The 22,395-nt window shown below is 55.3% G+C and carries 24 protein-coding genes and 1 tRNA gene; 15 read left to right on the forward strand and 10 right to left on the reverse strand.

Annotation, left to right across the window (positions count from 1 at the left end):
• On the forward strand, nt 1–456 hold a 456-nt coding region (locus AC2FNR_RS00820), incomplete at its 5' end, for a tyrosine-type recombinase/integrase (protein ID WP_496847659.1).
• Nucleotides 457–528: 72 nt separating this feature from the next.
• Here the strand turns inward: AC2FNR_RS00820 and AC2FNR_RS00825 are convergent.
• On the reverse strand, nt 529–1,623 hold the full coding sequence (locus tag AC2FNR_RS00825; RefSeq protein WP_496814509.1) for a tyrosine-type recombinase/integrase: 1,095 nt from the start codon (nt 1,621–1,623) through the stop codon (nt 529–531).
• Nucleotides 1,624–1,990: 367 nt separating this feature from the next.
• Between AC2FNR_RS00825 and AC2FNR_RS00830 the strand changes: the two genes are divergently transcribed.
• From AC2FNR_RS00830 to AC2FNR_RS00840, 3 genes are read left to right on the forward strand one after another with little or no spacing between them, the layout of a single operon-like run.
• On the forward strand, nt 1,991–2,413 hold the full coding sequence (locus tag AC2FNR_RS00830; protein ID WP_496814507.1) for a helix-turn-helix domain-containing protein: 423 nt from the start codon (nt 1,991–1,993) through the stop codon (nt 2,411–2,413).
• Nucleotides 2,414–2,417: 4 nt separating this feature from the next.
• Nucleotides 2,418–2,714: a hypothetical protein gene (locus tag AC2FNR_RS00835; protein ID WP_039966215.1), complete on the forward strand. Its 297-nt coding sequence runs from the start codon at nt 2,418–2,420 to the stop codon at nt 2,712–2,714.
• Between the two features lie 4 nt (nt 2,715–2,718).
• The gene (locus AC2FNR_RS00840; RefSeq protein WP_496814504.1) at nt 2,719–3,618 is read left to right on the forward strand and encodes an HNH endonuclease; all 900 of its coding nucleotides are present in this window, start codon (nt 2,719–2,721) and stop codon (nt 3,616–3,618) included.
• 523 nt (nt 3,619–4,141) lie between these two features.
• Here the strand turns inward: AC2FNR_RS00840 and AC2FNR_RS00845 are convergent.
• Nucleotides 4,142–5,062 carry a helix-turn-helix domain-containing protein gene (locus tag AC2FNR_RS00845; protein ID WP_496814503.1) on the reverse strand — a complete coding sequence of 307 codons (921 nt, stop codon included), beginning with the start codon at nt 5,060–5,062 and terminating at the stop codon, nt 4,142–4,144.
• 146 nt (nt 5,063–5,208) lie between these two features.
• On the opposite strand from AC2FNR_RS00845, the gene AC2FNR_RS00850 reads away from it, so the two are divergent.
• The 4 genes from AC2FNR_RS00850 to AC2FNR_RS00865 all read left to right on the forward strand — a co-directional run bounded on the left by AC2FNR_RS00850 (nt 5,209) and on the right by AC2FNR_RS00865 (nt 9,532).
• On the forward strand, nt 5,209–6,171 hold the full coding sequence (locus AC2FNR_RS00850; protein ID WP_496814502.1) for an alpha/beta fold hydrolase: 963 nt from the start codon (nt 5,209–5,211) through the stop codon (nt 6,169–6,171).
• A 45-nt stretch (nt 6,172–6,216) separates the two neighbouring features.
• A complete protein-coding gene (locus tag AC2FNR_RS00855) occupies nt 6,217–7,764 on the forward strand; it encodes an arylsulfatase (RefSeq protein WP_496814500.1) in 1,548 nt (515 codons plus the stop codon).
• 90 nt (nt 7,765–7,854) lie between these two features.
• Entirely contained in the window at nt 7,855–8,304 is a 450-nt protein-coding gene (locus tag AC2FNR_RS00860) for a hypothetical protein (RefSeq protein WP_145975742.1), read from the forward strand.
• Entirely contained in the window at nt 8,297–9,532 is a 1,236-nt protein-coding gene (locus AC2FNR_RS00865) for an HlyD family secretion protein (protein ID WP_496824721.1), read from the forward strand. The genes AC2FNR_RS00860 and AC2FNR_RS00865 overlap by 8 nt, the downstream gene beginning before the upstream one ends.
• A gap of 387 nt (nt 9,533–9,919) precedes the next feature.
• Here the strand turns inward: AC2FNR_RS00865 and AC2FNR_RS00870 are convergent, their stop codons facing one another.
• Nucleotides 9,920–10,336 (reverse strand): MerR family transcriptional regulator, encoded by a 417-nt coding sequence (locus tag AC2FNR_RS00870; protein ID WP_496814496.1) that lies wholly within the window; start codon nt 10,334–10,336, stop codon nt 9,920–9,922.
• A gap of 70 nt (nt 10,337–10,406) precedes the next feature.
• Here AC2FNR_RS00870 and AC2FNR_RS00875 point away from each other — a divergent pair, with 70 nt between their 5' ends.
• From AC2FNR_RS00875 to AC2FNR_RS00890, 4 genes are all read left to right on the forward strand, one after another.
• On the forward strand, nt 10,407–11,177 hold the full coding sequence (locus AC2FNR_RS00875) for a transglutaminase-like domain-containing protein (protein WP_496814494.1): 771 nt from the start codon (nt 10,407–10,409) through the stop codon (nt 11,175–11,177).
• 38 nt (nt 11,178–11,215) lie between these two features.
• Complete coding sequence (locus AC2FNR_RS00880; RefSeq protein ID WP_496814521.1) at nt 11,216–11,806, forward strand: cation efflux transmembrane domain-containing protein; 591 nt, start codon at nt 11,216–11,218, stop codon at nt 11,804–11,806.
• A gap of 78 nt (nt 11,807–11,884) precedes the next feature.
• The gene (locus tag AC2FNR_RS00885) at nt 11,885–12,352 is read left to right on the forward strand and encodes a DUF411 domain-containing protein (protein WP_496814492.1); all 468 of its coding nucleotides are present in this window, start codon (nt 11,885–11,887) and stop codon (nt 12,350–12,352) included.
• A gap of 38 nt (nt 12,353–12,390) precedes the next feature.
• A complete protein-coding gene (locus AC2FNR_RS00890; protein ID WP_496814490.1) occupies nt 12,391–12,939 on the forward strand; it encodes a c-type cytochrome in 549 nt (182 codons plus the stop codon).
• A gap of 302 nt (nt 12,940–13,241) precedes the next feature.
• Here AC2FNR_RS00890 and AC2FNR_RS00895 read toward each other — a convergent pair whose 3' ends face one another.
• The 4 genes from AC2FNR_RS00895 to AC2FNR_RS00910 form a co-directional block, all read right to left on the reverse strand.
• On the reverse strand, nt 13,242–14,810 hold the full coding sequence (locus tag AC2FNR_RS00895; protein ID WP_496814488.1) for a relaxase family protein: 1,569 nt from the start codon (nt 14,808–14,810) through the stop codon (nt 13,242–13,244).
• Nucleotides 14,810–15,277 (reverse strand): plasmid mobilization protein, encoded by a 468-nt coding sequence (locus tag AC2FNR_RS00900; protein WP_496814486.1) that lies wholly within the window; start codon nt 15,275–15,277, stop codon nt 14,810–14,812. The genes AC2FNR_RS00895 and AC2FNR_RS00900 overlap by 1 nt, the downstream gene beginning before the upstream one ends.
• Nucleotides 15,274–16,131 (reverse strand): hypothetical protein, encoded by an 858-nt coding sequence (locus tag AC2FNR_RS00905; RefSeq protein WP_496814484.1) that lies wholly within the window; start codon nt 16,129–16,131, stop codon nt 15,274–15,276. The genes AC2FNR_RS00900 and AC2FNR_RS00905 overlap by 4 nt, the downstream gene beginning before the upstream one ends.
• A 155-nt stretch (nt 16,132–16,286) precedes the next feature.
• Nucleotides 16,287–16,363: transfer RNA gene (locus AC2FNR_RS00910), tRNA-Arg, on the reverse strand.
• 114 nt (nt 16,364–16,477) lie between these two features.
• Between AC2FNR_RS00910 and AC2FNR_RS00915 the strand changes: the two genes are divergently transcribed.
• Nucleotides 16,478–17,503 (forward strand): LacI family DNA-binding transcriptional regulator, encoded by a 1,026-nt coding sequence (locus tag AC2FNR_RS00915; RefSeq protein WP_170755452.1) that lies wholly within the window; start codon nt 16,478–16,480, stop codon nt 17,501–17,503.
• Between the two features lie 4 nt (nt 17,504–17,507).
• Complete coding sequence (locus AC2FNR_RS00920) at nt 17,508–18,719, forward strand: winged helix-turn-helix domain-containing protein (protein ID WP_353392596.1); 1,212 nt, start codon at nt 17,508–17,510, stop codon at nt 18,717–18,719.
• Nucleotides 18,720–18,722: 3 nt separating this feature from the next.
• Here AC2FNR_RS00920 and AC2FNR_RS00925 read toward each other — a convergent pair whose 3' ends face one another.
• Together AC2FNR_RS00925 and hpaR are read right to left on the reverse strand one after the other, a co-directional pair.
• Entirely contained in the window at nt 18,723–19,421 is a 699-nt protein-coding gene (locus AC2FNR_RS00925; protein ID WP_496847660.1) for a fumarylacetoacetate hydrolase family protein, read from the reverse strand.
• A 411-nt stretch (nt 19,422–19,832) separates the two neighbouring features.
• Entirely contained in the window at nt 19,833–20,267 is a 435-nt protein-coding gene (gene hpaR, locus AC2FNR_RS00930; protein ID WP_170355688.1) for a homoprotocatechuate degradation operon regulator HpaR, read from the reverse strand.
• A gap of 177 nt (nt 20,268–20,444) precedes the next feature.
• Here hpaR and AC2FNR_RS00935 point away from each other — a divergent pair, with 177 nt between their 5' ends.
• A complete protein-coding gene (locus tag AC2FNR_RS00935; protein WP_353392594.1) occupies nt 20,445–21,215 on the forward strand; it encodes an HpcH/HpaI aldolase family protein in 771 nt (256 codons plus the stop codon).
• A gap of 3 nt (nt 21,216–21,218) precedes the next feature.
• On the opposite strand, the gene AC2FNR_RS00940 is transcribed toward AC2FNR_RS00935, so the two are convergent.
• Nucleotides 21,219–22,361: a DUF3095 domain-containing protein gene (locus tag AC2FNR_RS00940; RefSeq protein ID WP_353392593.1), complete on the reverse strand. Its 1,143-nt coding sequence runs from the start codon at nt 22,359–22,361 to the stop codon at nt 21,219–21,221.
• Nucleotides 22,362–22,395: the final 34 nt, after the last annotated feature.

Genomic DNA, 22,395 nt, shown 5'->3' on the forward strand with positions numbered 1-22,395 from the left:
GGAATGCCGCCACTCGAGCTGCTTGAAGTCCGGGCATCAGCATTCCTTGGTGGGTCGGAAGTTAACGTGACAACACCGGTTGCAGAGATTCAGCAATTGCCCCGGGGAACTACCGTGTTCATCACTAATGAAAGCGGTAATCCATATACCGTCGAAAGCTTCGGCAACTGGTTTGCAGACAAGTGCAAGGAAGCCGGTTTGCCTGATCGCTGTAGAGCACATGGGCTTAGAAAACGCGGCGCGACCAGCATGGCAGAAGCTGGCGCGACTGAATTGGAAATCATGGCTTTTCTGGCACACAAAAACACCAGAGAAGCCGCACGATACGTCCGAGCGGCGCAGCGAAAAAAGCTGGCCGAGTCTGGAATGGCGCGTGTTCATTCCGAAGAAAATGTGTCCAACCTTTCGGACTGGTTGGACAAAACTACGACGCAAACCACTGAAGGGAAAGGTTAAAATGGAAGCTTTGGCGACCCCGGCAGGATTCGAACCTGCAACCTGCCCCTTAGGAGGGATGCGTTCATAGCGCTATTCCTTTTGTGATTTCTTACTGTTGGGTGTTTGTACAGCGTCATCCTGTACGTGGTTTGTACGAAAACGGGCCCTGATGTCGGCCTCGTCGGTCTCCGCGTGAGCATAGATTCGCATGGGCAAATTGGGGTCTGACCAGCGGCCAGCTTTGGCTGCAGTAACCGGATCGACGCCCTGACGGACGACCAATTCGGTGAAGAACCCGTGCCGCCCTGCTGGGTGGGCTGAAAGATACGGGATGCCCGCGCGCTTGCAGATCGTCTTCCAGCGCGTGTTGTAACCGGTGGAACTGCCATAGCCAAAAACGCGCGCCTTCATGAGCTTGCCGGTCTTGCGATTTTTGGGGCGTTTAGGCGGCAGTGCAAGCAGCTCGTCCATCATCTGAGGTGAGACGGTGATCCAACTTTCCGGATGGCCCTTCTGCGCTTTCACTCGGACTTTGTTCTCGTGCGGCCTTAGGTCATCAGGCTCCAACGAAACGGCCTGATCAATTCGCGCAGCCGTCTCAAACATAAAACGGACCAGCGCGGCGTTATACGGATCTGCGGCACGGCAAAACGCCTCGATCCATACCTTGTCAGCCGGTGTGCGCTCGACGCGGCTGAGTTTCCCGCGCCGCTTGTCCTGCGCGATCCGCTCGAACTTGTCGTAGGGCTTAACGCGGATCAGCGGCGTGCCTTCCAGCTCGTGCGCGTTGTTGATCACCGCACTCGCGGGCGTCACGATTTCGCGCCACCAAGTATCGGTCGATGCTTTAGGTTTCAGCTTTGGTCCAAGGCTCTTCAATAGCGCACCAGAAATCGCGCCTAGCGACAGATCGCCGATTGCTTCGACAATCGGGATCAACTGCTTCGCCGCTTTGGGGGACGCGTTGTAGAGCATGATTGCATCAGAGAACGTCTTGCTCGGTTCGTCGCCCACGACATAGCGACGGATCTGCCGTTCAGTCTCATGGTTTATCCAGTCCCGTGCGCCCTCTTCTGTAGATGCCTTAGTGCTTCGCCGGTATGGGCCGGCGATTGGCCTGCCGTTGTATTCAATCCACCCCTTGGCCCAGTAGACACGGCCCCTCTTGTAAATTTGGAGCGGCATGACTGGCCTCCTTCAAAAATCGTATCAATTTGCGCGGGCGTGATGAGCATAGTCCGCCCAAGGCGATAAAAGGCGCCGGTCTCATTGGCGCGTTCACGCAAAGTGCGTTCTGAAATATTGATCCCCATCCCGGCCATAACTTCGACCCACTGCGCGGGTGTTTTTCCAAGCCCCAGGATCTGAGAGCTTTCTGAATAGTTGGTCTCTGCCATTTCAGTTGTCCTTGTCCGCGTAAGTTGAATCGGCGACACGCATGGAATCGCTTGTTCTGCACCTTCTGACGTGGTCAGATGGATCAAACCGTAAATATGCGTCATTTTGTGCTATGTTTATACAAAATTGCGCACTCGTCAATTGGGAAACTTGCATGGTGCGAGATGATGCTGAATTGTTTGCAGAGATTGGCGCTCGCCTCGCGATCTGTCGCAATGAGATAGGCGTCTCGCAGGCCGCTATGGCTGAAGCTATTGGCGTGTCACATCGTGCCTATCACAGCTACGAAAAGGGCAAACGCGGCGTCCCGGTCGAGGCCCTCGTCAAGATGCAAAGCCGCTACGATGTTGACGTCGCTTGGCTACTGCTCGGCACCAAATCCATTCGGGCTGGACATGATTTCGAGGCCCTCAAGCACATCGAAAGCTTGCTGGATAAGCACCTCACCGATGAGGGCATAAAAATCAAAAGCGAAAAGCGCGGGGCCATTGTCGCGCGCTGGTATCAATCGCATGTCGAAGGTCGTGAAGTGACGGATGATGACGTGCACACATGGATCGAGTTGGTAAGGGAGTAATCTGGTGAACAAGGCAAGCAAACGCTGGAACATGTTGCGGCATTCGGTCTTGGAGCGCACTCGCCGTGAGGTGATCGAACCCTTTGGGCCGCTTTACCTGATCTTCCTGGGAACCAGCGTGTTCTACCTGATTGGCTTGGGTCGACTATCACTGGCACAACAGACCGCCGAATACTCGGTTTTGGCCACCATCATGATTTTCGCAATCGCTGCAGCGGGCTTGGCACTTCCATTTTTGACAGGCGCGGTGCTGACCCTACGCGCGGCCGATCGAAAATTGGAACGCCTACAACGCAGGTGATCCGATGGCTTTCGGCATCTTCATCCATCGCAGCGACTCGATCTACGACGACATTCCCTCTGAGCGGTATCAGTTTCCCAAGCAATACCTCTCTCGCGCCCAACAGTGCGAAGGGGATTGGATCGTCTACCTGGAGCCAAGCAAAGTCAAAGAGACCAAAGGTTACTTCGCTGTCGCCAAGGTCCAGGAGATCATTCCGGATCCTAGGAAGCAGGACATGTTCTTGGCGGTCATCGAGTCAGGAACGTATCTTGATTTCGGCGACCCTGTTTCATTCCGGGACGAGAATTCAATCATCGAAAGAGGATTGCTGAACGATCAAGGCAAGATATCCGGACGCGCGCAAGCCGCAGTAAGAACCCTTTCAGCTGAAGACTTTGCCCGAATAGTCGAACGTGGCCTTGGACGAGATGAGGACATCCTGCCTCGCGTGGGCGACACGATGCAGATGCCAGGGTTTCAAGATGCTCAAACACCTTTTCAACACATGCCCGCTCGAGAACGCGTCAACCAGCTGACCAATCGCGCGGTTCGCGATCGTAATTTCAGAAAGAACGTCCTGCGCGCCTACGGCGAGCGCTGCGCTATAACTGGTTTACGTCTCATCAACGGCGGTGGCCGAGCTGAAGTGGAAGCCGCTCATATCAGACCGATAGAGCATGACGGTCCCGACATCGTCAGCAACGGGCTCGCCCTGTCTGGAACTGCGCATTGGATGTTTGATCGCGGCCTCGTTGGGTTGGCTGACGACCTGACAATTCTGGTTTCCCGTCAGAGCAACGACATCGAAGCCGTGACGTCCATGATCAACTCGTCCGGCAAGATCTTGGTGCCGGACCGCCTCGCCAACCAGCCAAGGACTGAGTTTGTAACCTGGCACAGAGAGAACTGTTTCAAGCATTAACGATACTCAGTGCGGACCTTGGTGCAAAACGCAGCTAACGGCCGGAATGAGCCCACACCGGAAGTGCACGGGTTTTGACTTTCGCAGATACAGCGATGAAACAAGTATAGCCGTTGGCTACTAAGCAGCGCGAATAGCGGACGTTCATTCATTTGTCAGCATGATTTTATGCGCTGATGCCCGAGTTGCAGGCGAAATCGCCTGATGCGGTTTTGTCGAACCCGCCGCCGAACGCCCGATAAATTGCGGAACTAGTCGCGGCGGCGCAGAGCAAGGCGCTGCCAGACATACTTGGACCTGCCTTTTCTGTACAGGATAGCTGTCCCCAACGCCGGATAACCAACTATCCGGATTTCTGGTGTAACTTTAGTCAAAGAAGATCAGAAATGTCACCGCTCGTTTTCTAGGCATGGATCGCCTGGCCCAAAATTGATCGACAAATACCAAGCTTGGATGACTCAGTTATTCTCAGGGTGTCCTCATCCATGGGCAGCTTATCTGCAAAAACAATGCTCAAAGGCGGTCAATATTTGCGTATTCCAAGTGTTTCACTGGGCCTTTCTCCAAAGTAGTCGAAATACTTGCGGGAGAAGCTTCCTGGCCTTTTTACGCCGTGAGCCCGCAATACGTCTGACACCAGAACATCATGAGGGTTACTGTATGCCAGACATTTTTTTATATGGTTTATTCTAATCGCATTCAAAAATGCTATTGGTCCCATACCATAGTGCTTGTGAAAAGCATGCCTAAGAAGACGATCGCTGACATGAAATTCTTTGCACAGGCCCAAGGCGGTCAGAGGGGCAGAAATATTTGCATTCATGTATTCGATCACTGAGGCGACAAGTTTGTATTGCTTCTCGTTTGCAATCGTGTGCTCGGATTTGAACTGAGTTACTTGCAGCGCTTCGACCAGACAGCGTAGGATTCTTGCCTCGGTGTCCGCTTGTGACAAATGCGATATTGCGCCATGGCATAGCATTTGTATTTGCCGCTGAATAAGCATCGCACCTGCAGGGTTGGTGTGAAGAACTGTCCAAGTCTCGAGATCAATGTCCAATTCACCATAAGACAGAATTTGCATCGCGTTCTGGAGAACCCGCTTGCTGACAATCAGGGCTTCAATTTGGGCACAGCTTTCCGTGCAGTTATGATATTCAATACCAGTGCCTCTGATGAGAATGTCGCCACGCTCAAGCTGTCTGCCTTGCCAACGCGTTGCCTGAGAGCGTCTTGTGATAGGAATGATGGTGACGCTGTTTTCGTCAGCAGGCCCCTTTGTCAGGAGCGAACTGCTGGTCTCGGCGACAAACGCTCTCAAGTGAGGCATTTGCGCCACCTCGAGCTTACCCTCAAATGCCCCCTTGGACAGCAATGTGAACTCACCCCGCCAGCCAGGAATCGCATAGTGGAAGTCCTCAAAACGGCTGAGGCTCAGTGTCATGCGTTTCAGTTGGTTCAGATGATCACAGGCCTCCATCTTTCCGAATTTATTCCTCTCTGATGGCCCCTCACTTGCCGGATTCGTACAATGGATTGCGCGTCCTGCCTAGCCATAGGCAGTCTTGACCTCCAGCAGCGAGGCAGACGATGAAGTTCACATCAATACCCGGAGCAATCTTCAACGAATTCATAGCGTCAGGTTTGATGCTCATAACACCCGAGTATCGGGCGCTGAAAGCTGTTCAGAAAAGGTCCTTCGATAAAATGGACGCGTTGACCGATTACAAGATGAGCTTTCAGTTCATGACCATCAAGGGTCTTCGCCTCAGGTACTCGGCTGCAGGCAACGAAAGCGGTCCGGCAATACTCTTTCTGAGTCCGCTACCGCAGAGCATTCGTTGCTTCGAACAAATCTGGCCAAGTCTTGCCAAAAAGTTTCGGTTGATCGGGCTCGACCTTCCCGGCTTCGGCCGGAGCGAAGGCGGCTACGAGGTGATGAATACCGAAGCTCAAAGCGAGATCCTGGATCTGTTTGTTCGCGAGCTTGGAATCTCGGATTTTCATCTGGTTGGACCCGACGTTGGCATGCCGGTTGCGCTACACTACGCCATTCATCGTGATCATCGTTTGAAGAGTCTCGTTTTGGGGGACGGACCTTGCGTCACCCCATCGCATAATGGTTCAATCATCGACCGGGCCGTCACTTCACCATTGTGGCGCCTGATATTTAAGATTGGAGGGGCCGGGCCATTCGTGGTTGGAGCCAACAAGCTCGCCTATGTAAACTATACTCCTAGTGATGACGAGGTAGAGGACTATTTTGCGTCCTACCGCGGCAGGATACCCGCCGTCATGCAATGGTTCAAAGCCTATCCTGAAATCATCGACTCGATTGAGCCTTATCTTCCCGAAATTGATCTGCCGATCCAAATCTTTTGGGGAGAGGATGACAAACTCTTGCTCGTGGAAACGGCGCATAAATTTCAGGAGCGACTCAAAAACTCGAAACTTCGAGTTTTTGAGGAGTGCGGGCACTTCTCATATCAGGATAAGCGAGAAGATTTCGCTCAAATGATCAACGATTGGGTCGATGGTGGCCATGCTGAATAAGCGCTGCGCTGAAATGGCGAAGGCAAATAATGGACTTGGAGTGCTATGACTAAATCCCTGATTCGAAGCGTAATAGTTGCAACTCTGATGACAGGGGTCATGGGAGCTGCATTTGCCGAAGAGCGGAAGCCTAACATTCTAATCATCACCAGTGATGATACGGGAATCTGGGATCTCAGCTTCAATCACAGAGGTTCAAGAGGTTACAAAACACCGAACATTGATGGTTTGTTCGAAGACGGCATGGCCTTTACGGACTACTATGCCGAGCAATCTTGTACCGCAGGGCGCTCCGCCCTAATCACTGGTCAGGCCACAATTCGAACTGGCCTCGCAAAGGTGGGCCTGCCCGGCGACAAGAATGGAATGAACGAACAGAATCCGACGATAGCCGCGGCTTTGAAGGATCAGGGGTATATCACTGCGCAATTTGGAAAGAACCATCTGGGTGATCGCGATGAACACTTGCCAACAATGCACGGGTTCGACCGCTTTTTCGGAATATTGTACCACCTGAATGCGTACAACGAACTAGAAAACGAAGATTACCCCGGAAATCCAGTTTTCAAGGAAAATCTTGGTCCTCGAAATCCTGTCAGAAGTGTCGCAAACGGTGATGGCACGCAGACCATCGAGGATATGGGCCCGCTGGATCGGGAACGCATGAAGACCTTTGATGATGAGGTGCTTTCCGAGGGTTTCGATTTTCTTGAACTGGCAAAAGCGAGCGACCAACCGTTTTTCCTTTGGATGAACTCTACCAGAATGCACTACCCCACCTATGTGCCTGATGAGTGGAAAGGAGTTTCTGGACAAGGCAAATATGCCGACGGTTTGTTGCAGCATGATGCATGGGTCGGCTCTCTTTTGGGAAAACTGGATGATCTTGGTTTCTCGGAGAATACCATTGTCATCTACCATGCCGACAATGGCCCTCAGACAAGCCTATGGCCTGATGGCGGGATTACTCCCTATCGGAGCGAGAAGTTCACCAATTGGGAAGGTGCATACCGTGTTCCCGGAGCGGTACGATGGCCAGGCCGCATTCCCTCCGGAACGGTTTCCAACGAGATTATGTCCAATCTTGATTGGTTCCCAACACTGCTGGCAGCCGCAGGCGAAGTAGACATTGTTGAGAAGCTGAGGGAAGGCCATGAGCTAAATGGGAAACCATATCGTGTGCATCTGGATGGCTACAATCAATTGCCTCTGTTGACCGGCGAAACCGAGGAAGGTGCTCGACAGGAGTTCTTCTATTTTACTGACAACGGAGGTGTGGCGGCCATGCGTTTCCGTGATTGGAAGCTGGTCTTTAGCGAGCAACGAGGCACTGCCTTGGGCGCTTGGCAAGAGCCGATGATCCCGCTCAGCTTCCCAAAGCTCTACAACCTCAGAACAGACCCCTTCGAAACGGCAGACTTCAACAGCAACAGCTATGACCAGTGGGCATTTGACAGAACGTTTGTCGGCGCGATCGCTCAAGCCACGGCCAGGAACTTTTTCAGGAGTCTTTTGGAGTTTCCACCGCAACAGGCAGCGTCGTCGTTCAATCCAGAGGTCATCCTGCAGCGTATCCAGTCAAACAACAACTGACGCGAAAATCATGGGCGCGCTCAAATGGTTTGTAAATGCGCCTTATAGGCATCGCACGATCGCAGCAGATTCGAGACGGAGAAATAAAGTATGAGTACTCTTTCTGAGACACAAAGCATGCACCCGTTGGCCACGGGCCATTTGCCGTCGTTTTTTCCTTCAAGCGACGGAAGCGACTTATTGTTCATCCTGGTCGTGGTTGCAATCATTGGAATTTTCGTAGTCGCAGGTGCCGTGTACTTTACACTTCATTCCGTGCCGGAAAATATCGCACATGAAGCTGGCCATGCCCAGTTTCAAGTGGTGGGGATATTGGCACTGCTTGCATTGTTCACGCACAATAATCTGTTTTGGGTGATTGCCTTGGTCATTGCGGCTTTCAAGTTTCCCGACTTCTTGACCCCTATCAAATCCATAGCTCGGTCTCTCAATCCACTGAAATCGATTGCGTCATCTCTTGACGCAATTCAACTTTCTGTCGCTGCGCCCCGCGGTGAGAAAACTGCCCAGCCTAAAATGGAAAGTGACGGAAATGCTTGAGTTCCTGCTTTGCTCTTTAGTCACAATTTTCCCGGATTACCTTTTTCGCCGTTACTGGCAAGGAAAGAAATGGGGGCAGGAGATAAACCTCTTCTCGGTATGGTACGAGCTGAGATATGGCTTGACGACATGTCTGCTTCTTACGCTGGCCTTGATCACCGTAGTTTTCTACTATCACCCATCTGCCACGAATGTCCGTTCGTTCTTTCGAACGGTTACAATTCTCCCGGAAACCGGGGGACGGGTGTCTGAGGTTTTGGTCGAAAACGGGCAATCTGTAAAAGGTGGCCAGCTTCTTTTCCGCTTGGACAGCGCCAGCCAAGATGCGGCTGTTCTCGCGGCCAAAACAAGAATTCTGCAAACCGAAGCTTCGATCCCTGTAGCCGAGGCGAACTTGGCGGCTGCCGGTGCAACAGTAGAAATGGCGAAGGCCAATCTGGCGCAAGCAGAATATGACCTTGCCCAGGAAAGAGAACTTGCTGACAGGAATTCCGGCGCAGCTCTCGAACAGCGACTGGTGAGAGCGTCGAATCTGGCTTTGGTGAGGCAGAACGAGTTGGAAGCTGCCAAGGCCAATCAGCTGGCCGCTCAAGAGCGTTTGAAGGAACAAATACCTGCTGAATTGGAGGCGGCAAAAGCGACCCTGGAACAAGCGGAAGCAGAGCTCGCCAAAACTTACGTCTACGCAGGTGTGGATGGTTCAGTCGAGCAATTCACTTTGCAGGTCGGAGACTATGTCAATCCGATCTTGCGCCCTGCAGGGATCCTTATCCCTGAAAAGTTCTCCAGCAATAAGCGATTCCTAGCCAGTTTCGGCCAGATTTCCGCGCCTGTCATCAAGGTGGGAAGCTACGTCGAAATGTCCTGCCTTTCCAAACCTTTCACTGTAATTCCAATGGTGGTGGTCGATATTCAGGATGTTCTACCCTCGGGGCAGATTAGGCAGGAGGACCGTCTTCTTGATCCGCAGATTGGCCTGTTGCCGGGCAGCCTAACGGTTTTCCTAGAGCCTGTTTATCCTGGCAGTGTCGACGAAGTTTTGACCGGGTCCACGTGTCTGGCGAATGCCTACAGCAATCATCATGACGTTCTACACGAGGGTGACGTTGGTTCTGTCGAGCGGGTCTATCTACACGCCGTGGATACGCTGGGGTTGGTGCACGCGATTATTCTGAGAATTCAAGTATTTATGCTCCCGGTGTTTTCTTTGGTCTTGAGTGGCCATTGATTTGGAGCTCATTAGGGAAGTGATCGGAGACCATGGCGAGACATCCAGCGCTGGCGCAGCGAACGGCTGGCTCTGGCTTCGGCCGTTTTGACCATTTTGAACGACCGCTAATGGGAAATCATGCTGCGCCGCCACAACTGGCTCAGAAATTAGGCCGTCGTGCGGAAGTCAATTTCGCTGCATCAGCGAACGGCAGAAGAGTCCGCGTTGCAGTCATTCGAAACTGTCAAGTCCAGTGTCCGCAGTGCGGGACTTTTCCGACCTTCACTACATTAACACTGATGTCCGGTTTGAGGGGGATTGCTGCATCTATTGGTCTTACGCAACGGTTCCATGTCCACCGATCCAAGAAGGCAAGTCCTGCTGCTAAAAGAGGTCTTTGCCAGATCAATGTTCGCGGTCACAAAGCTTGTGATCAGCCAGTGACGCCAGCACGTAGCAATCCTTGGATATGCCATCACCGTCACACCCCTTGGACATTCGAACGAGTTCTTTCTCAAGGGCGCGCAACCGTTTGATTTTAATACGCACGTCCGTGAGCTGCGATGTCGCAATCTCAGTTGCTGATTGGCAAGAACGATTTGGGTGTTCCTGAAGTTCGATGAGGGACAGGATTGCTTCTATGGAAAAGCCTAAATCGCGGGCATGGCGAATAAAGCTTAGGCGCTCTAACCCCGCTTTATCGTATCGCCTTTGGTTGCCTTCAGTGCGCTCGGCTTCTGCCAAAAGTCCCAGCTCCTCATAGTAACGAATGGTCGGAACCTTAACTTTTGTGCGCTTGGAAAGCTCGCCGATAGAAAACATGAAGAAACCTCTTGAACCTCTAGTCACTAGAGATTGTATATGATGTGGGACGCCAGAACTAGAGTGATTCATGTCTCAGAAATACCTCGCCGAAACCCCCATGCTCGATTTTCGATCCAGTGCCATTCAAGGATTGATCGCTGAACGAGGATGGTCTTCGCTTGAACCCCACGCTCGCATTGGCGCGGCCTATGATTTCGTGCGCAACGAAATTCTCTTCGGATACAACAGCAACGATGCGCTGCCTGCCTCTCGCGTACTCGCCGATGGACATGGTCAATGCAACACGAAAGGCACGCTCCTGATGGCCCTACTCAGGGCGCTGGACATCCCCTGTCGGTTTCATGGCTTCACGATCGACAAAGGCTTGCAGCGTGGCGTTGTGCCGGAGTTGGTCTACCCAATCGCTCCGAGAGACATCCTCCATTCCTGGGTCGATGTCCTAACTGACGGCACTTGGATTAACCTCGAGGGTTTTATCCTTGACCACAGCGTCTTGAGCGCGCTTCAGGAGACCTTCCCGGATCGCACGTCTCTCTGCGCCTATGGCGCGGGGACAGATTGCCTTCAGGCCCCACGCGTCGAATGGACGGGCGCAAGCACTTACATCCAGAAGACAGGCATCAACCACGACTTCGGTGTCTTCGACAGCCCCGACGACTTCTATGCGGACCACAGCCAACTTTCGGGTTGGCGCGGTCTGTTCTATCGCCTTGTCGTCCGACACTGGATGAACCGGCGCGTGGCGCGCATCCGGCGCGGCCAAGTGCCGACCATACCCGGCGGCGAAGGCAATCTCAGTCCGGCACAAATGCCTCTCGAACTGAAGGAGGGTGTGTGAAGGCAGGATGCTGCGGCAATGGCGCCAAGTTCGACGGCATGTCAGACGTGTACAAGCGGCGGCTCTGGATCGTCATCGCGCTGAACGCCACGATGTTCGTGGTCGAGATGACGGCGGGGCACTTGGCGAAGTCACAGGCGCTTCAGGCGGATGCTCTCGACTTCCTGGGAGACGCGCTCACCTATGGCATTTCGCTCGCCGTGATCGGAGCTTCGATCCGCGCTCGCACAAATGCGGCCTTGGCCAAGGGGATCAGCCTGTTCCTGATGGGCGCTTGGGTGTTCGGTTCAACTGTCTACCGCGTGTTCTACGTCGGTGTGCCGGAAGCCGAGATCATGGGCATTGTTGGTGCTCTGGCTTTGGCGACGAACCTTGCAAGCGTCTTCCTTTTGGTGAGCTACAAGGACGGGGATGCCAACGTCCGCTCGGTCTGGCTTTGCTCTCGAAACGATGCCATCGGCAATGTGGCGGTCATGATCGCCGCCTTGGGCGTCTGGGGCACGGCGTCAGGTTGGCCTGACCTCGTCGTAGCCGCTATCATGGCGAGCCTGTTTTTGTCGTCCTCGTTCCAGATCACTCGCCAGGCGCTCGCCGAGCGCCGCGAGGTCGTCGATCATCAGCATGCTTGAGCAAGATCACGACACATTGGCTCGGATACAGCCGCCAAGGGATGACAAGATCCAATACAGAGCAAAAGGACGACTCATATGCATATAACGCGCCGTCACATTATCACCGCCGCTGTAGGTCTTGCCAGCATTGCACCCTTCGCCGCGATTGCGCAGGGGACTCCGTCCATCCACGTTCTCAAGGACCCGAATTGCGGCTGTTGCCGGGTGTGGGTCGATATTCTTCGAGCGGAAGGCTTTCGTGTAACCGAGGAGCGCAGCTTTGGCACTCTGCTGGTTCGGCACAAGTTGGACAATGGCATCCCTCAAGACATGATGTCGTGCCACACGGGCGAGATCGATGGCTACATGATCGAGGGCCATGTGCCGGCTGCAGACATCCGTCGCCTTCTGGACGAACGTCCAGATGCAGTCGGTCTCGCCGTTCCAGGCATGCCCTATGGATCACCCGGAATGGGGCCGGAAGATAAGCGTGAAGCCTACGAAGTATTCTTGATCCGGCACGACGGTAGCACCGAAGTGTTCACGAGTTACGACGCAGCCTGAGGTGAAGTTCAACGATCAGAAACAATAGGGAGAAGACGATGAAGCAGAATGGATTACGCTATTTGGGTGTGGCCGCGTTGTGTGTCATCACTGCCACTGTGGCCCTCGCGCAGCAGCAGCGAGGCGACTGGTGGGGTCACGGGCCAATGGGACAGCGGCACATGTGGTCTGAACGCATGCCAGGCTGGGGGCACGGCAACATGGGTCCGGGCCAGCAACAGCGCATGCAACGACATTGGACTTACATGAACGAGGGCGTACCCGCAGCTTATCGGGGTGCTCGGAACACCATTCGTGCAACACCTGATGTTATCTCGGAAGGCCAGACGCTATACACAGCGAACTGCGCAAGTTGTCATGGAGCCGAGGGGCTCGGAGATGGCGAAGCCGGTCGTTCTCTCGCGCCTTCTCCCGCTCTCCTTAGATGGTTCGTTCAGATGCCGATGTCGGGAGACGAGTATCTGCTCTGGGCAATTTCTGAAGGTGGTGAGCGCTTCGGAACAGACATGCCACCCTTCAGGGAAACGCTGACTGAAGAAGAAATCTGGAAAATCATCGCTTACATGCGCGCAGGGTTCCCGCAGTAACGTCCATCGCGAACGCATTTTGAAGCTATTCGCAGTGCTTCCAAAAGTGTGCAATTTCGCCAATGCCGACATTCGCCGCACTACAGAAGATCTGTAAAGTGGGCTCTGACCTGCCGTTCGCTACACAATGCACCAAGGTCCGTTATGGGCTCTTTCAAGCTCTTCGCTGCATTCTACATGAACTTCCGGTTTATCCGCATGCCCACCCAGCAAAGAAATCGCAGACGTGTGGTGAATTGCTGCAGAACGAATCTAAGATTCCCGCTGCAGACCCTCGAACCACGCCAACATTTGCAGTTAGATCAAAGCGAGTGGCCCGCGCTGCGGTGGCTATCTCTCGCGTCTAACTCTCGTTCAGCCGCTTCTCGGCGTCTTTCGCTAGTTTCCAGCTGGTCTCTAATCCCGCTTGAAGCGTCTCGTAAGTCTGCTCCTCGCGCAGCAAGTCGGCCAATGTGGTTACGGACGTGAGATGTGATTTCATCAATAGCGCCACGCAGTGCGCCAAGCCATTCACCTTGCTTTCGATTCTGCTGGTCGAGCGTTTCTCCAAGGCGTGCAATTCCTTGGCTGAGCTCTCGCAGGCCGTCACCAACCGTTCGACGGATGCGAGCAATTCGCGCTCCAAAGCTGTCAGGGGTGTTATCGGTGGAATGGTCATCTAAGGCTCCTTGATCTCGATACAGATGATGGGCCGTTGCGCCATCGTGCAGGTCTTCAACTCCGTCCGGTCGGGGTCCAGCGTCACCCATGTCTGTCCCGCCTGTTCGATCCGCGTCATACCCATCTGCGTTAGCTCCGAGCGCGTGATCAAACCCGTCCAAAACCAACTCGCCATCAGCACTGTCGCGATCCAGGTTGAGACCATCCCCACGATCACCCAAGGTGAGATCGTCAACCAGCGCCTGATCGTCTCGCTCCGCCTCTCCAACTCGCTCTTGCTGTCGCTCAGAAAGAACCTGATATCGGTCTCGATTGTATGCAGCGCGCTGGTCGCAATGCTGCTGAAATCGCTCCTGAAGCTCTCCAGTTGAGATGCCATCAAGGCGGCGTGGTCGCTCCGGATCGTCTCCAGGTCCGCGTTCAATTTCTCGGCGAGGCGGTTCGGTTTGCCAGTCGTCATGGAAAATCTCTCCTTTCAATCGCCAGCGCTCACCGGTGTCGGGGTCTTTGGCGGTGATATAATTCTTGCTGGCACGGGGGATCTCGAAGCCCGCGTCGGTGAGTGCATCAATCATGCTGGCGCGGTCGGTGATGGTTCCGATGCTGATCTGATCGAGGATCCAATCGTGCAGCGCTTCGCGACCCTGCGCGCGCGTCGGCGCTTCAATCGTCGCCCTCACTTCGCGCGCGCGCTCCGGTTCTAAAGGGTCCGCCCAACCGTGGGTTTGGTTCAATAGATCGCGCAGGCTGGCAAAGGCGTTTTCATGCCCTGGCGGCGCGATGTTCAACGCCTTGCCGGTGCTGAGCTCAAGGCGTGGCGTGCAGAAGTGCAGCTCGACGTTGCCCTCATGCGAGTGGCGCACCCAAAGGCAGTCGTATTGATCCCTGTCCAGCCCAGCAAAGGCCAGAGCCTCAAATAGCTCAATGGCCTCTTGCTGGGCGGCGGGACTGGGATCGTCGCTGTCGGCAAAGCTGATCACACCTGCCGTGTAGCTCCATTTGTTGGGGCTCGCATCGATCAGGTCGCGGGTCTGATCGGGATTGCCGTGCAGCACCTCGGGCAGCGGGTCGCGGATCTTGGTTTGCGGCTGGCCGTTGTCATCACGGATCAGATTGCGGTTCTCGTCATAGGCCAGAACTTCACGCGCTGTCAGGTAATCTACGGGAGCTGCACCGCCACCAGTGCCGGTGGAGAAGAACGAGATGATCATTAGCCACCGCCTGTGTGCGCCGCCACGATCTGCGCCATCTGCCGCTCGATGACCACCAGTTGTGTCGCGACCTTGAGCGCATCGATCTGGCTCGCGCGGCCGGATTTGACCGCGCCGTTGATCCAGCGGGAGAGCTGATTGAGGTTGCCGCCGACACGGGCAATCGCAAAGGTCAGCTTCGGATCAACTCGGGGGACGGGCTTGCGCCGACGTGCCTCGGTCAGGCCCAAGGCCTCGCGCATCAGCGTGGCATTGGGCAGGCCAGCGGCGCGCGCCTTGGCTACAAGCGCTGCCTTTTCGGACGGTGTGCATCGAAAGATCACGCTCTCGGAAAGGCCCTCTTTGACGCCGCTTGCGCGCGTCTGGTTGGGGTTTGAAGGGGAGGCTTGCCGCCCCTCACAAGTCCCGCCGATGTAATCGGTGGGTAACCTTGCTCTCTGCTCTTTGTGGGGATCAGTTGCGTTCATGATCTCAGCCCTGCGGCCTCGATTTCGGCGGGGCTGACCAGGTTTGCAGCTAGCAAGGCGGTCACTTGGCCGGGCGTGATGTGACGGCACAGTGGATGGCGATCTGTGACCCATTCGGCCAAGCCTTTCAGCAACTCGGCCTCTTTGGCCTTGCCCGCTTCTCGTGCCTCCTCAACGTCGTGAAGATATTTCAACCAACGGCCAGAGGTGAACCAGTTGTCGGAGAAGCACACCTTGGATCGGGTGAAACCTTCGCTCTCACTCGCATAGGCCCGCACGGCTTCCTCGAGGTCTTTAGCATCCACACCATCGGCCAGCGCGTGGCGGATTTGTGAGAGGCAAACCGCTTTGCCGCGAATGCGATCTTCGGGATAGGCGGACAAAATCTTTTCTGAAATCTCATCCTCCACCGCCGCCTTCGCGTGCGAAGGATTTGGTTTTTGATATGGTTTATATCTGTTCTTATAGGATTTGCCCTCTGGGGCAGATGGCTTGCCCTCAGGGGCAAATGCATCATTTTCCCTTTCGGTCGGATCGATTTGCCCATTTGGGCAAATGGAGTTGCCCAGGGCATACCAACAGGTCCGGTCATATCGATCATCGCTGAAATTGCCTTTTATGATCAGCTCTGCGCTGACCAGCTTTTCGAGCGCTGTTCGGATCTGCTTCTCGGTCAGATAGGGGAACAACTCGCCAAAGGCCAAGATGGAATTGTAGGTCCAATACCGCCCGTCTCGCAGGTTGCGGCGGTTGGCTTGGTTCTTCTCGATCCAGAAGGTGATGTTCTGGAAAATCACCGCTGCGTTCAGGCCCACTCGCCCGGCGATTTCGGGATCAAAGCTATGACGGCTCATGATTGCCCCCCGAAGTACGCACAAACGTGCGAATTTTGTACAGGTTTTGTACGAGAAATCGGCCGTTTCAGCTGATTTCGGCCTGAAAGCTCACGGGACTTTTCGCACGCTTCCGCACAAAGCCCTGTAAATAAGCCATATTTTTCAGGTGTTTTTGGCGACCCCGGCAGGATTCGAACCTGCAACCTGCCCCTTAGGAGGGGGCTGCTCTATCCAGTTGAGCCACGGGGCCGCGCAAGGCTCTCTGTACCCCGGATTTTTCAGGTTGTCATGACCTTTGATGGGCAGTTGTAAAATGCGTCCTGTTCACGCTACCATCCCTTAAAACAACGACGCAGGTGCCATCGTGACAACAGAAACCAAACGCCCGCTCACTCTTCGGGATGTCTCTGAGGCCTCGGGGGTGTCCGAGATGACGGTCAGCCGCGTCCTGCGCAACCGGGGTGACGTGTCGGACGCCACCCGCACCCGCGTTTTGGCCGCAGCAAAAGAACTGGGATATGTGCCCAACAAGATCGCTGGCGCGCTGGCCTCAAGCCGGGTGAATCTGGTCGCGGTGATCATCCCTTCACTTTCGAACATGGTTTTCCCCGAGGTGCTGACCGGCATCAACCAAGTATTGGAAGATACCGAATTGCAGCCCGTGGTCGGCGTTACCGACTACCTTCCCGAGAAAGAGGAAAAGGTACTGTACGAGATGCTCTCGTGGCGGCCATCAGGTGTGATCATCGCGGGGCTGGAACATACCGAGGCCGCGCGTGCCATGCTGGACTCCTCGGGGATTCCAGTGGTCGAGATCATGGATACTGATGGCAAACCCGTGGATGCAATGGTTGGCATTTCGCACCGCCGCGCCGGACGCGAGATGGCGCAGGCAATCCTGAAGGCGGGGTACGAGCATATCGGGTTTATGGGCACCAAGATGCCGCTGGATCACCGCGCCCGCAAACGGTTCGAAGGCTTCACCGAAGTGCTGGGCAAACACGGGGTCGAAATTGAAGACCGCGAGTTCTATTCCGGCGGGTCAGCCCTTGCCAAGGGGCGTGAGATGACGCAGGCCATGCTGGAACGCTCTCCGGATCTGGATTTTCTGTATTATTCCAATGATATGATTGGTGCCGGAGGGCTGCTGTACCTGCTGGAGCAAGGTATAGACGTGCCCGGACAGATTGGTCTTGCCGGGTTCAACAACGTTGAACTGTTGCAGGGCCTGCCGCGCAAGCTGGCCACGATGGATGCCTGTCGTCTTGAGATCGGGCGCAAAGCCGCCGAGATCATAGCCGCCCAACTGGCCGATCCCGAGGCTGAATTAGAGTCTCGCGTTACCCTGACGCCGAAAATCAGCTATGGTGACACGCTGAAACGGCGCTGACGCCGTGGCTATTCAAAAGCTGGACAATCGCACAGCCCGATTGCTGTTCATGGACCGTCATGCATTGGCAGAACAGCCTTCAGGGGGGGCCAAAGGGGCAGAGCTGCTGGATCTGATCCATCGGCTGGGTTTTGTTCAACTGGACAGTATCAACACGGTTGCGCGCGCCCATGATATGATCCTGTTCTCACGCAGGCCCAGCTATCGCGCGCAAAACCTAAAGCGCCTTTATGAACGCGACCGCGCGCTGTTCGAACACTGGACCCATGATGCCGCCGTTATTCCGATGGAATTCTACCGACACTGGCATCTGCGCTTTCAACGCGATGCTGAACTGCTGAAATCCCGGTGGAAGAATTGGCGACGCGATGGCTTCGAACAGCAGTTCCAAAGCGTTCTGAACCATATTCGTGATCATGGCCCTGTATCGTCGTCCGATGTCGGGAAGGACGAAAAGAAGGGCTCGGGCGGGTGGTGGGACTGGCACCCTTCAAAAACCGCGCTTGAATTTCTCTGGCGATCTGGCGCGTTGACGGTTGTCGGACGGCGCGGGTTCCAAAAACGATACGACCTGACGGAACGGGTGATCGACACGCATCTTTGCCCCGGCGATGCAGATATTGATGCGCCGGAAACAGTGAATTGGCTTTGTAACGCAGCCCTGGACAGGTTGGGGTTCGCCACGTCCGGTGAGCTGGCAGCATTCTGGGACACAGTCAGCGCAACAGAGGCGCGAGAATGGGTAAAGCAGGCTCTAAGACGGGGAGAAATTGAGGAAGTCGAAATCACATGTGCGGATGGGCAGACCCGCAAATTGGTTTCAAAACCGGTCTTGGCCGACACCAAGCCCCAGGCTGCCCCGCCGGGTCGCATTCGCGTCCTCAGCCCCTTTGACCCCATGCTGCGTGATCGAAACCGGGCCGAGCGATTGTTCGGATTTCACTATCGTATCGAAGTCTTCGTCCCCGAAGCGAAGCGTACCTATGGGTACTACGTCTTCCCGCTGCTTGAAGGCGACCGGCTTATTGGCCGGATCGACATGAAGGCTCATCGCGATCGGGGCGTTCTGCAAGTCAGTGCGTTGTGGCCAGAACGCTCGGTCAAATGGTCCGCGGCACGGACAAGTCGTTTGACCTCGGAGTTGGACCGGGTCCGCAGGTTTGCAGGGCTGGATCGCGTGGAGTTTTCTAAGCACTGGCTGAAAGAGCCTAAATAGAGGCTATTCAGGATCTGACAGCGTTAGAGAGATTGGCTGCAGCCCATCTATTCCACCCTCAAGAACGTCTCCGGGCGCAAGCGCCCCCACTCCGGCCGGTGTACCGGTCAGGATTATGTCTCCGGGTCGCAGATGGTAATATCCGGAAAGGTGACTGATGATCTCATCAATCTTCCAGATCAGTTCGTGCAAGGTCGCATCTTGCCGAACGTCGCCGTTCACGCTGAGAAAAATGCGTTTGTCATCCTCGGGCATCCAGTCCGAGGCGCGCGTCAGCGGGGCAAGAACGGTGCCATTTTCAAGGTCTTTGCCCAGATCCCAAGGGCGTTGCTTGCTACGCTCGCGGATCTGCAAATCCCGACGGGTCATGTCCAGAGCACAGCCATAGGCGTAGACTGCATCTGCGGCCTCGGCAGGTTTGGCATTGAAAACGGGCTTTCCGAGCGCGACTGCCAATTCCATCTCATGATGAAAATTCTGGGTTCCGGACGGAAACGGCACGGTCGCACCGGACAGAACGGCATTGGCTGCCGATTTGGTGAAATAGAACGGCGCTTCGCGGTCAACCTCGTGGCCCATTTCCGCGGCATGGGCTGCATAATTGCGTCCGACACAGAAAATGCGACCGACGGGGTAAAAGGACGACTCCCCGTGGATCGGTACCTCGATCGGGTCTGGCAAGGAAAACAACGTATCAGACATCTTTGGCCCCTTCTTGCAACGCACTGGACGCATCCTAAGGATACACCCGGTTTGAACAAGCCAAAGCGACGTCCTGACCCGGGTTACTTTGTAGCCCTACATCTTGGAATGACAGATCGAAGCACTAAATCAAAGGTTGCAGACAACAAACAGACGTTGAATTGCACCCAGACCATTCTTGCCCGCCCAAAGCCCCAAGATAGGGCAGATTGCACAAAAGACCGGGTGCACCTGTTTCAGAGAACCGCGGTCGTGGCCCGCCCCCCCAAGGGTCGCAACTTTCGCAATGTCGCCTCATTTCAGGTTGGCTGGTCCTCTGAAGCGTCGGTCGGACACAAAACACAAGTCTAAGTCCGACTCTCCCGCCAGGGGACACCAATCACCGCCTCTGGCGGGGCGCAGAGTTACCTCTCAGGTTTTGAGATCATAAAGATCGTTCAGAAGGTCCAGCAGCGTCTCATGCCTTTTGGGGCCCAATTGCGACTTTATCTCATCCGCCAGCCGGACTGTGACGTCGATATTGTCGCGGATGATCTGCTCACCCGTTGGCATGATCTCGACAATCTGTCGGCGCTTGTCGATTGGATGGGCACTGCGCCGGATCAGTCCCTTAACCTCGAGCTTTTGCAAAATCCGTGTCAGGCTGGGCAACAACAGACACGCCCGGTCAGCAATCACCGTGGGCTCTTGTGGACCTTCCTCGTTCAGAACACGCAACACACGCCATTGCTGCTCGGTTACGCCGGCGTCTGCCAACATCTTCCGAATAGGGCCCATGACCCGTTCGCGGGCCCGAAGCAACGCAATCGGCAACGAGCGGGATGTCGATGGCAGGTCTTTGGTCATACGGAATCTTGACCGAAATCCAATAAGACTGCAACAGCGCGGAAAACCCCTTATTCAGAGCCTTGTTGTCCAGATTTGCCCGCATCACCTTCGAACCCAATGCCAAATCTGATTGACCTTTTCCCCCGAATGGCCATCACTGTCAGGCGTTTCCACCACCGCCTTGGAGGCCCCGCGATGCCAGCCCCTGTAAACACATTCAAAGAAGCTCTGGCCAATGGGGATCGCTTGATCGGCTGTTGGACCAGCTTCGCCGAAAGCGTCACCGCTGAAATCATGGGAACCGCTGGCTTCGACTGGCTGGTAATCGACGGAGAGCATGCGCCCAACGATATCCGTTCGGTTCGTGACCAGCTAATGGCCTTGTCGGCCAGTGCCACACATCCGGTTGTTCGGGTGCCCGTCGGAGACACCGCGCTGATCAAAATGGTATTGGACGCCGGTGCCCAAACAATTTTGGTTCCCATGGTCAACAGCGCCGATCAAGCGCGCGAATTGGTGCGCGCGTGTCGCTATCCACCAGAAGGGGTCCGCGGCGTCGGTGCCGGCGCCGCGCGGGCGACCGGGTATGGATCTTTCTCCGATTACATCCAGACAGCAGATGCGCAAGTCTGCCTATTGGTTCAGGTCGAAAACCGTGCCGGTATCGCCGCGCTTGATGATATTTTGAAAGTCGATGGCGTCGAAGGCGTTTTTATCGGTCCAGCGGACTTGTCGACGGATATGGGATACCAGGGCAACAGCGCGGCGCCGGAGGTTCGCGAAACGATTGCCGACGCAATCAGCCGAATCAAAAAAGCCGGCAAGGCTCCCGGAATTCTGGGCACTCATGAAGAGGCGACACAAAGCTACCTTGAGATGGGCGCACAATTTCTGGCTGTTGGAATCGACGTCATGATCCTGACGCAGGCGGCGCGCGCATTGGCGACGAAGTGGAAGACCCGGTAACGATCAGCTCTGCATCGCCGCAGCGGCCTGCGCATATCCACCTGACGCGCCATCAACGAAATGCACGTGGTCATCGCGGGTAGCTGAAGGCACAAAACAGGTCATCATCGCCTCGTCCTGTGCGTGCAAGCCGTAACGCACCTTGCCGCGCCCGCGCGCTTGTTCCAGCATCATCTGAATTTGCGCCAACGTCGCAGGATCGCAATCCAGCGTCATTTTAAGCCCGTCGTCGAACTTTCGATAATCCGCATTCCGACTAACCATGCGTTTATAGTGATCCGGCTCAAAGTTACCCAGCCGTTTGCCGGACCGAAACAGCAATGCGATCAGCAAATTCTGTACCAACAGTTTGAGCGTTTGACCAACAAGGCTGCCGCCGGCGCGCGAGACATGGGCATCAATGCTCAGACCAGGTGGTGGCCATCCGATCGGTGGGCCGTTTTCCGGTACCGGGTGACCCGCGCGCTCCAACCCTTCGGCTGCAGACAGAACCGATTGGGCGAGGTCGGCAAAATCCGCCTCGGTGGCGTGCGGCGTGGGTTCCACGACCAGCGAAACGATCTGCCCATGCTGCGCCCTAACGTTGGACCACCGACATGAAAGACCGGTTAGATCAGGGCGCGCACCGGGGTCGGCCTCGGGCACCATAAAGTGACCGGCCTTCATCTGTGTTTCCGCCCAAGCAAGCCCCCCGCCCGAGAACATCGCATAGTCGACCCCGTCCGATGGTGCGAAACGGGCGACGCGCAGGTCTTTGCCCGCCTTGCGGATTTCGGCCACCGTCACCAATGCTGCGCGCAGCGGAATGGAAAACTCTTCCTCAGCCCAGCGCCTCATGGCGGCCAGAACCTCGCGGGCCGCTTCAGCTGCACTGGCGGGCACGGCAAAGCCTGCGCCGTCACCACCGAAGACATACGGAAACTCGCGCCCGCTCATGGCGTTGATCATCGCTGAAATAACCGCTGCCCCGACGGTATTGACCGTTTTGTAGCGTCCCTGCGCGATCTGCCCGGTCGAGTCGACAATGTCCGCAACACCAACAACCCAGTCACTGGGAATGGCCGAAAACCGCTGAGGGTCGGCCAAACGGGTAAAGTCCCGCAGCAAGGGCAGGCTGTCGTAAAACGCGACCTGAGCGTCCTTCATAATAACCTCTTGTCGAAATTATCCCTGAACATAG

It is taken from the genome of Ruegeria sp. SATB045 (assembly GCF_059613525.1).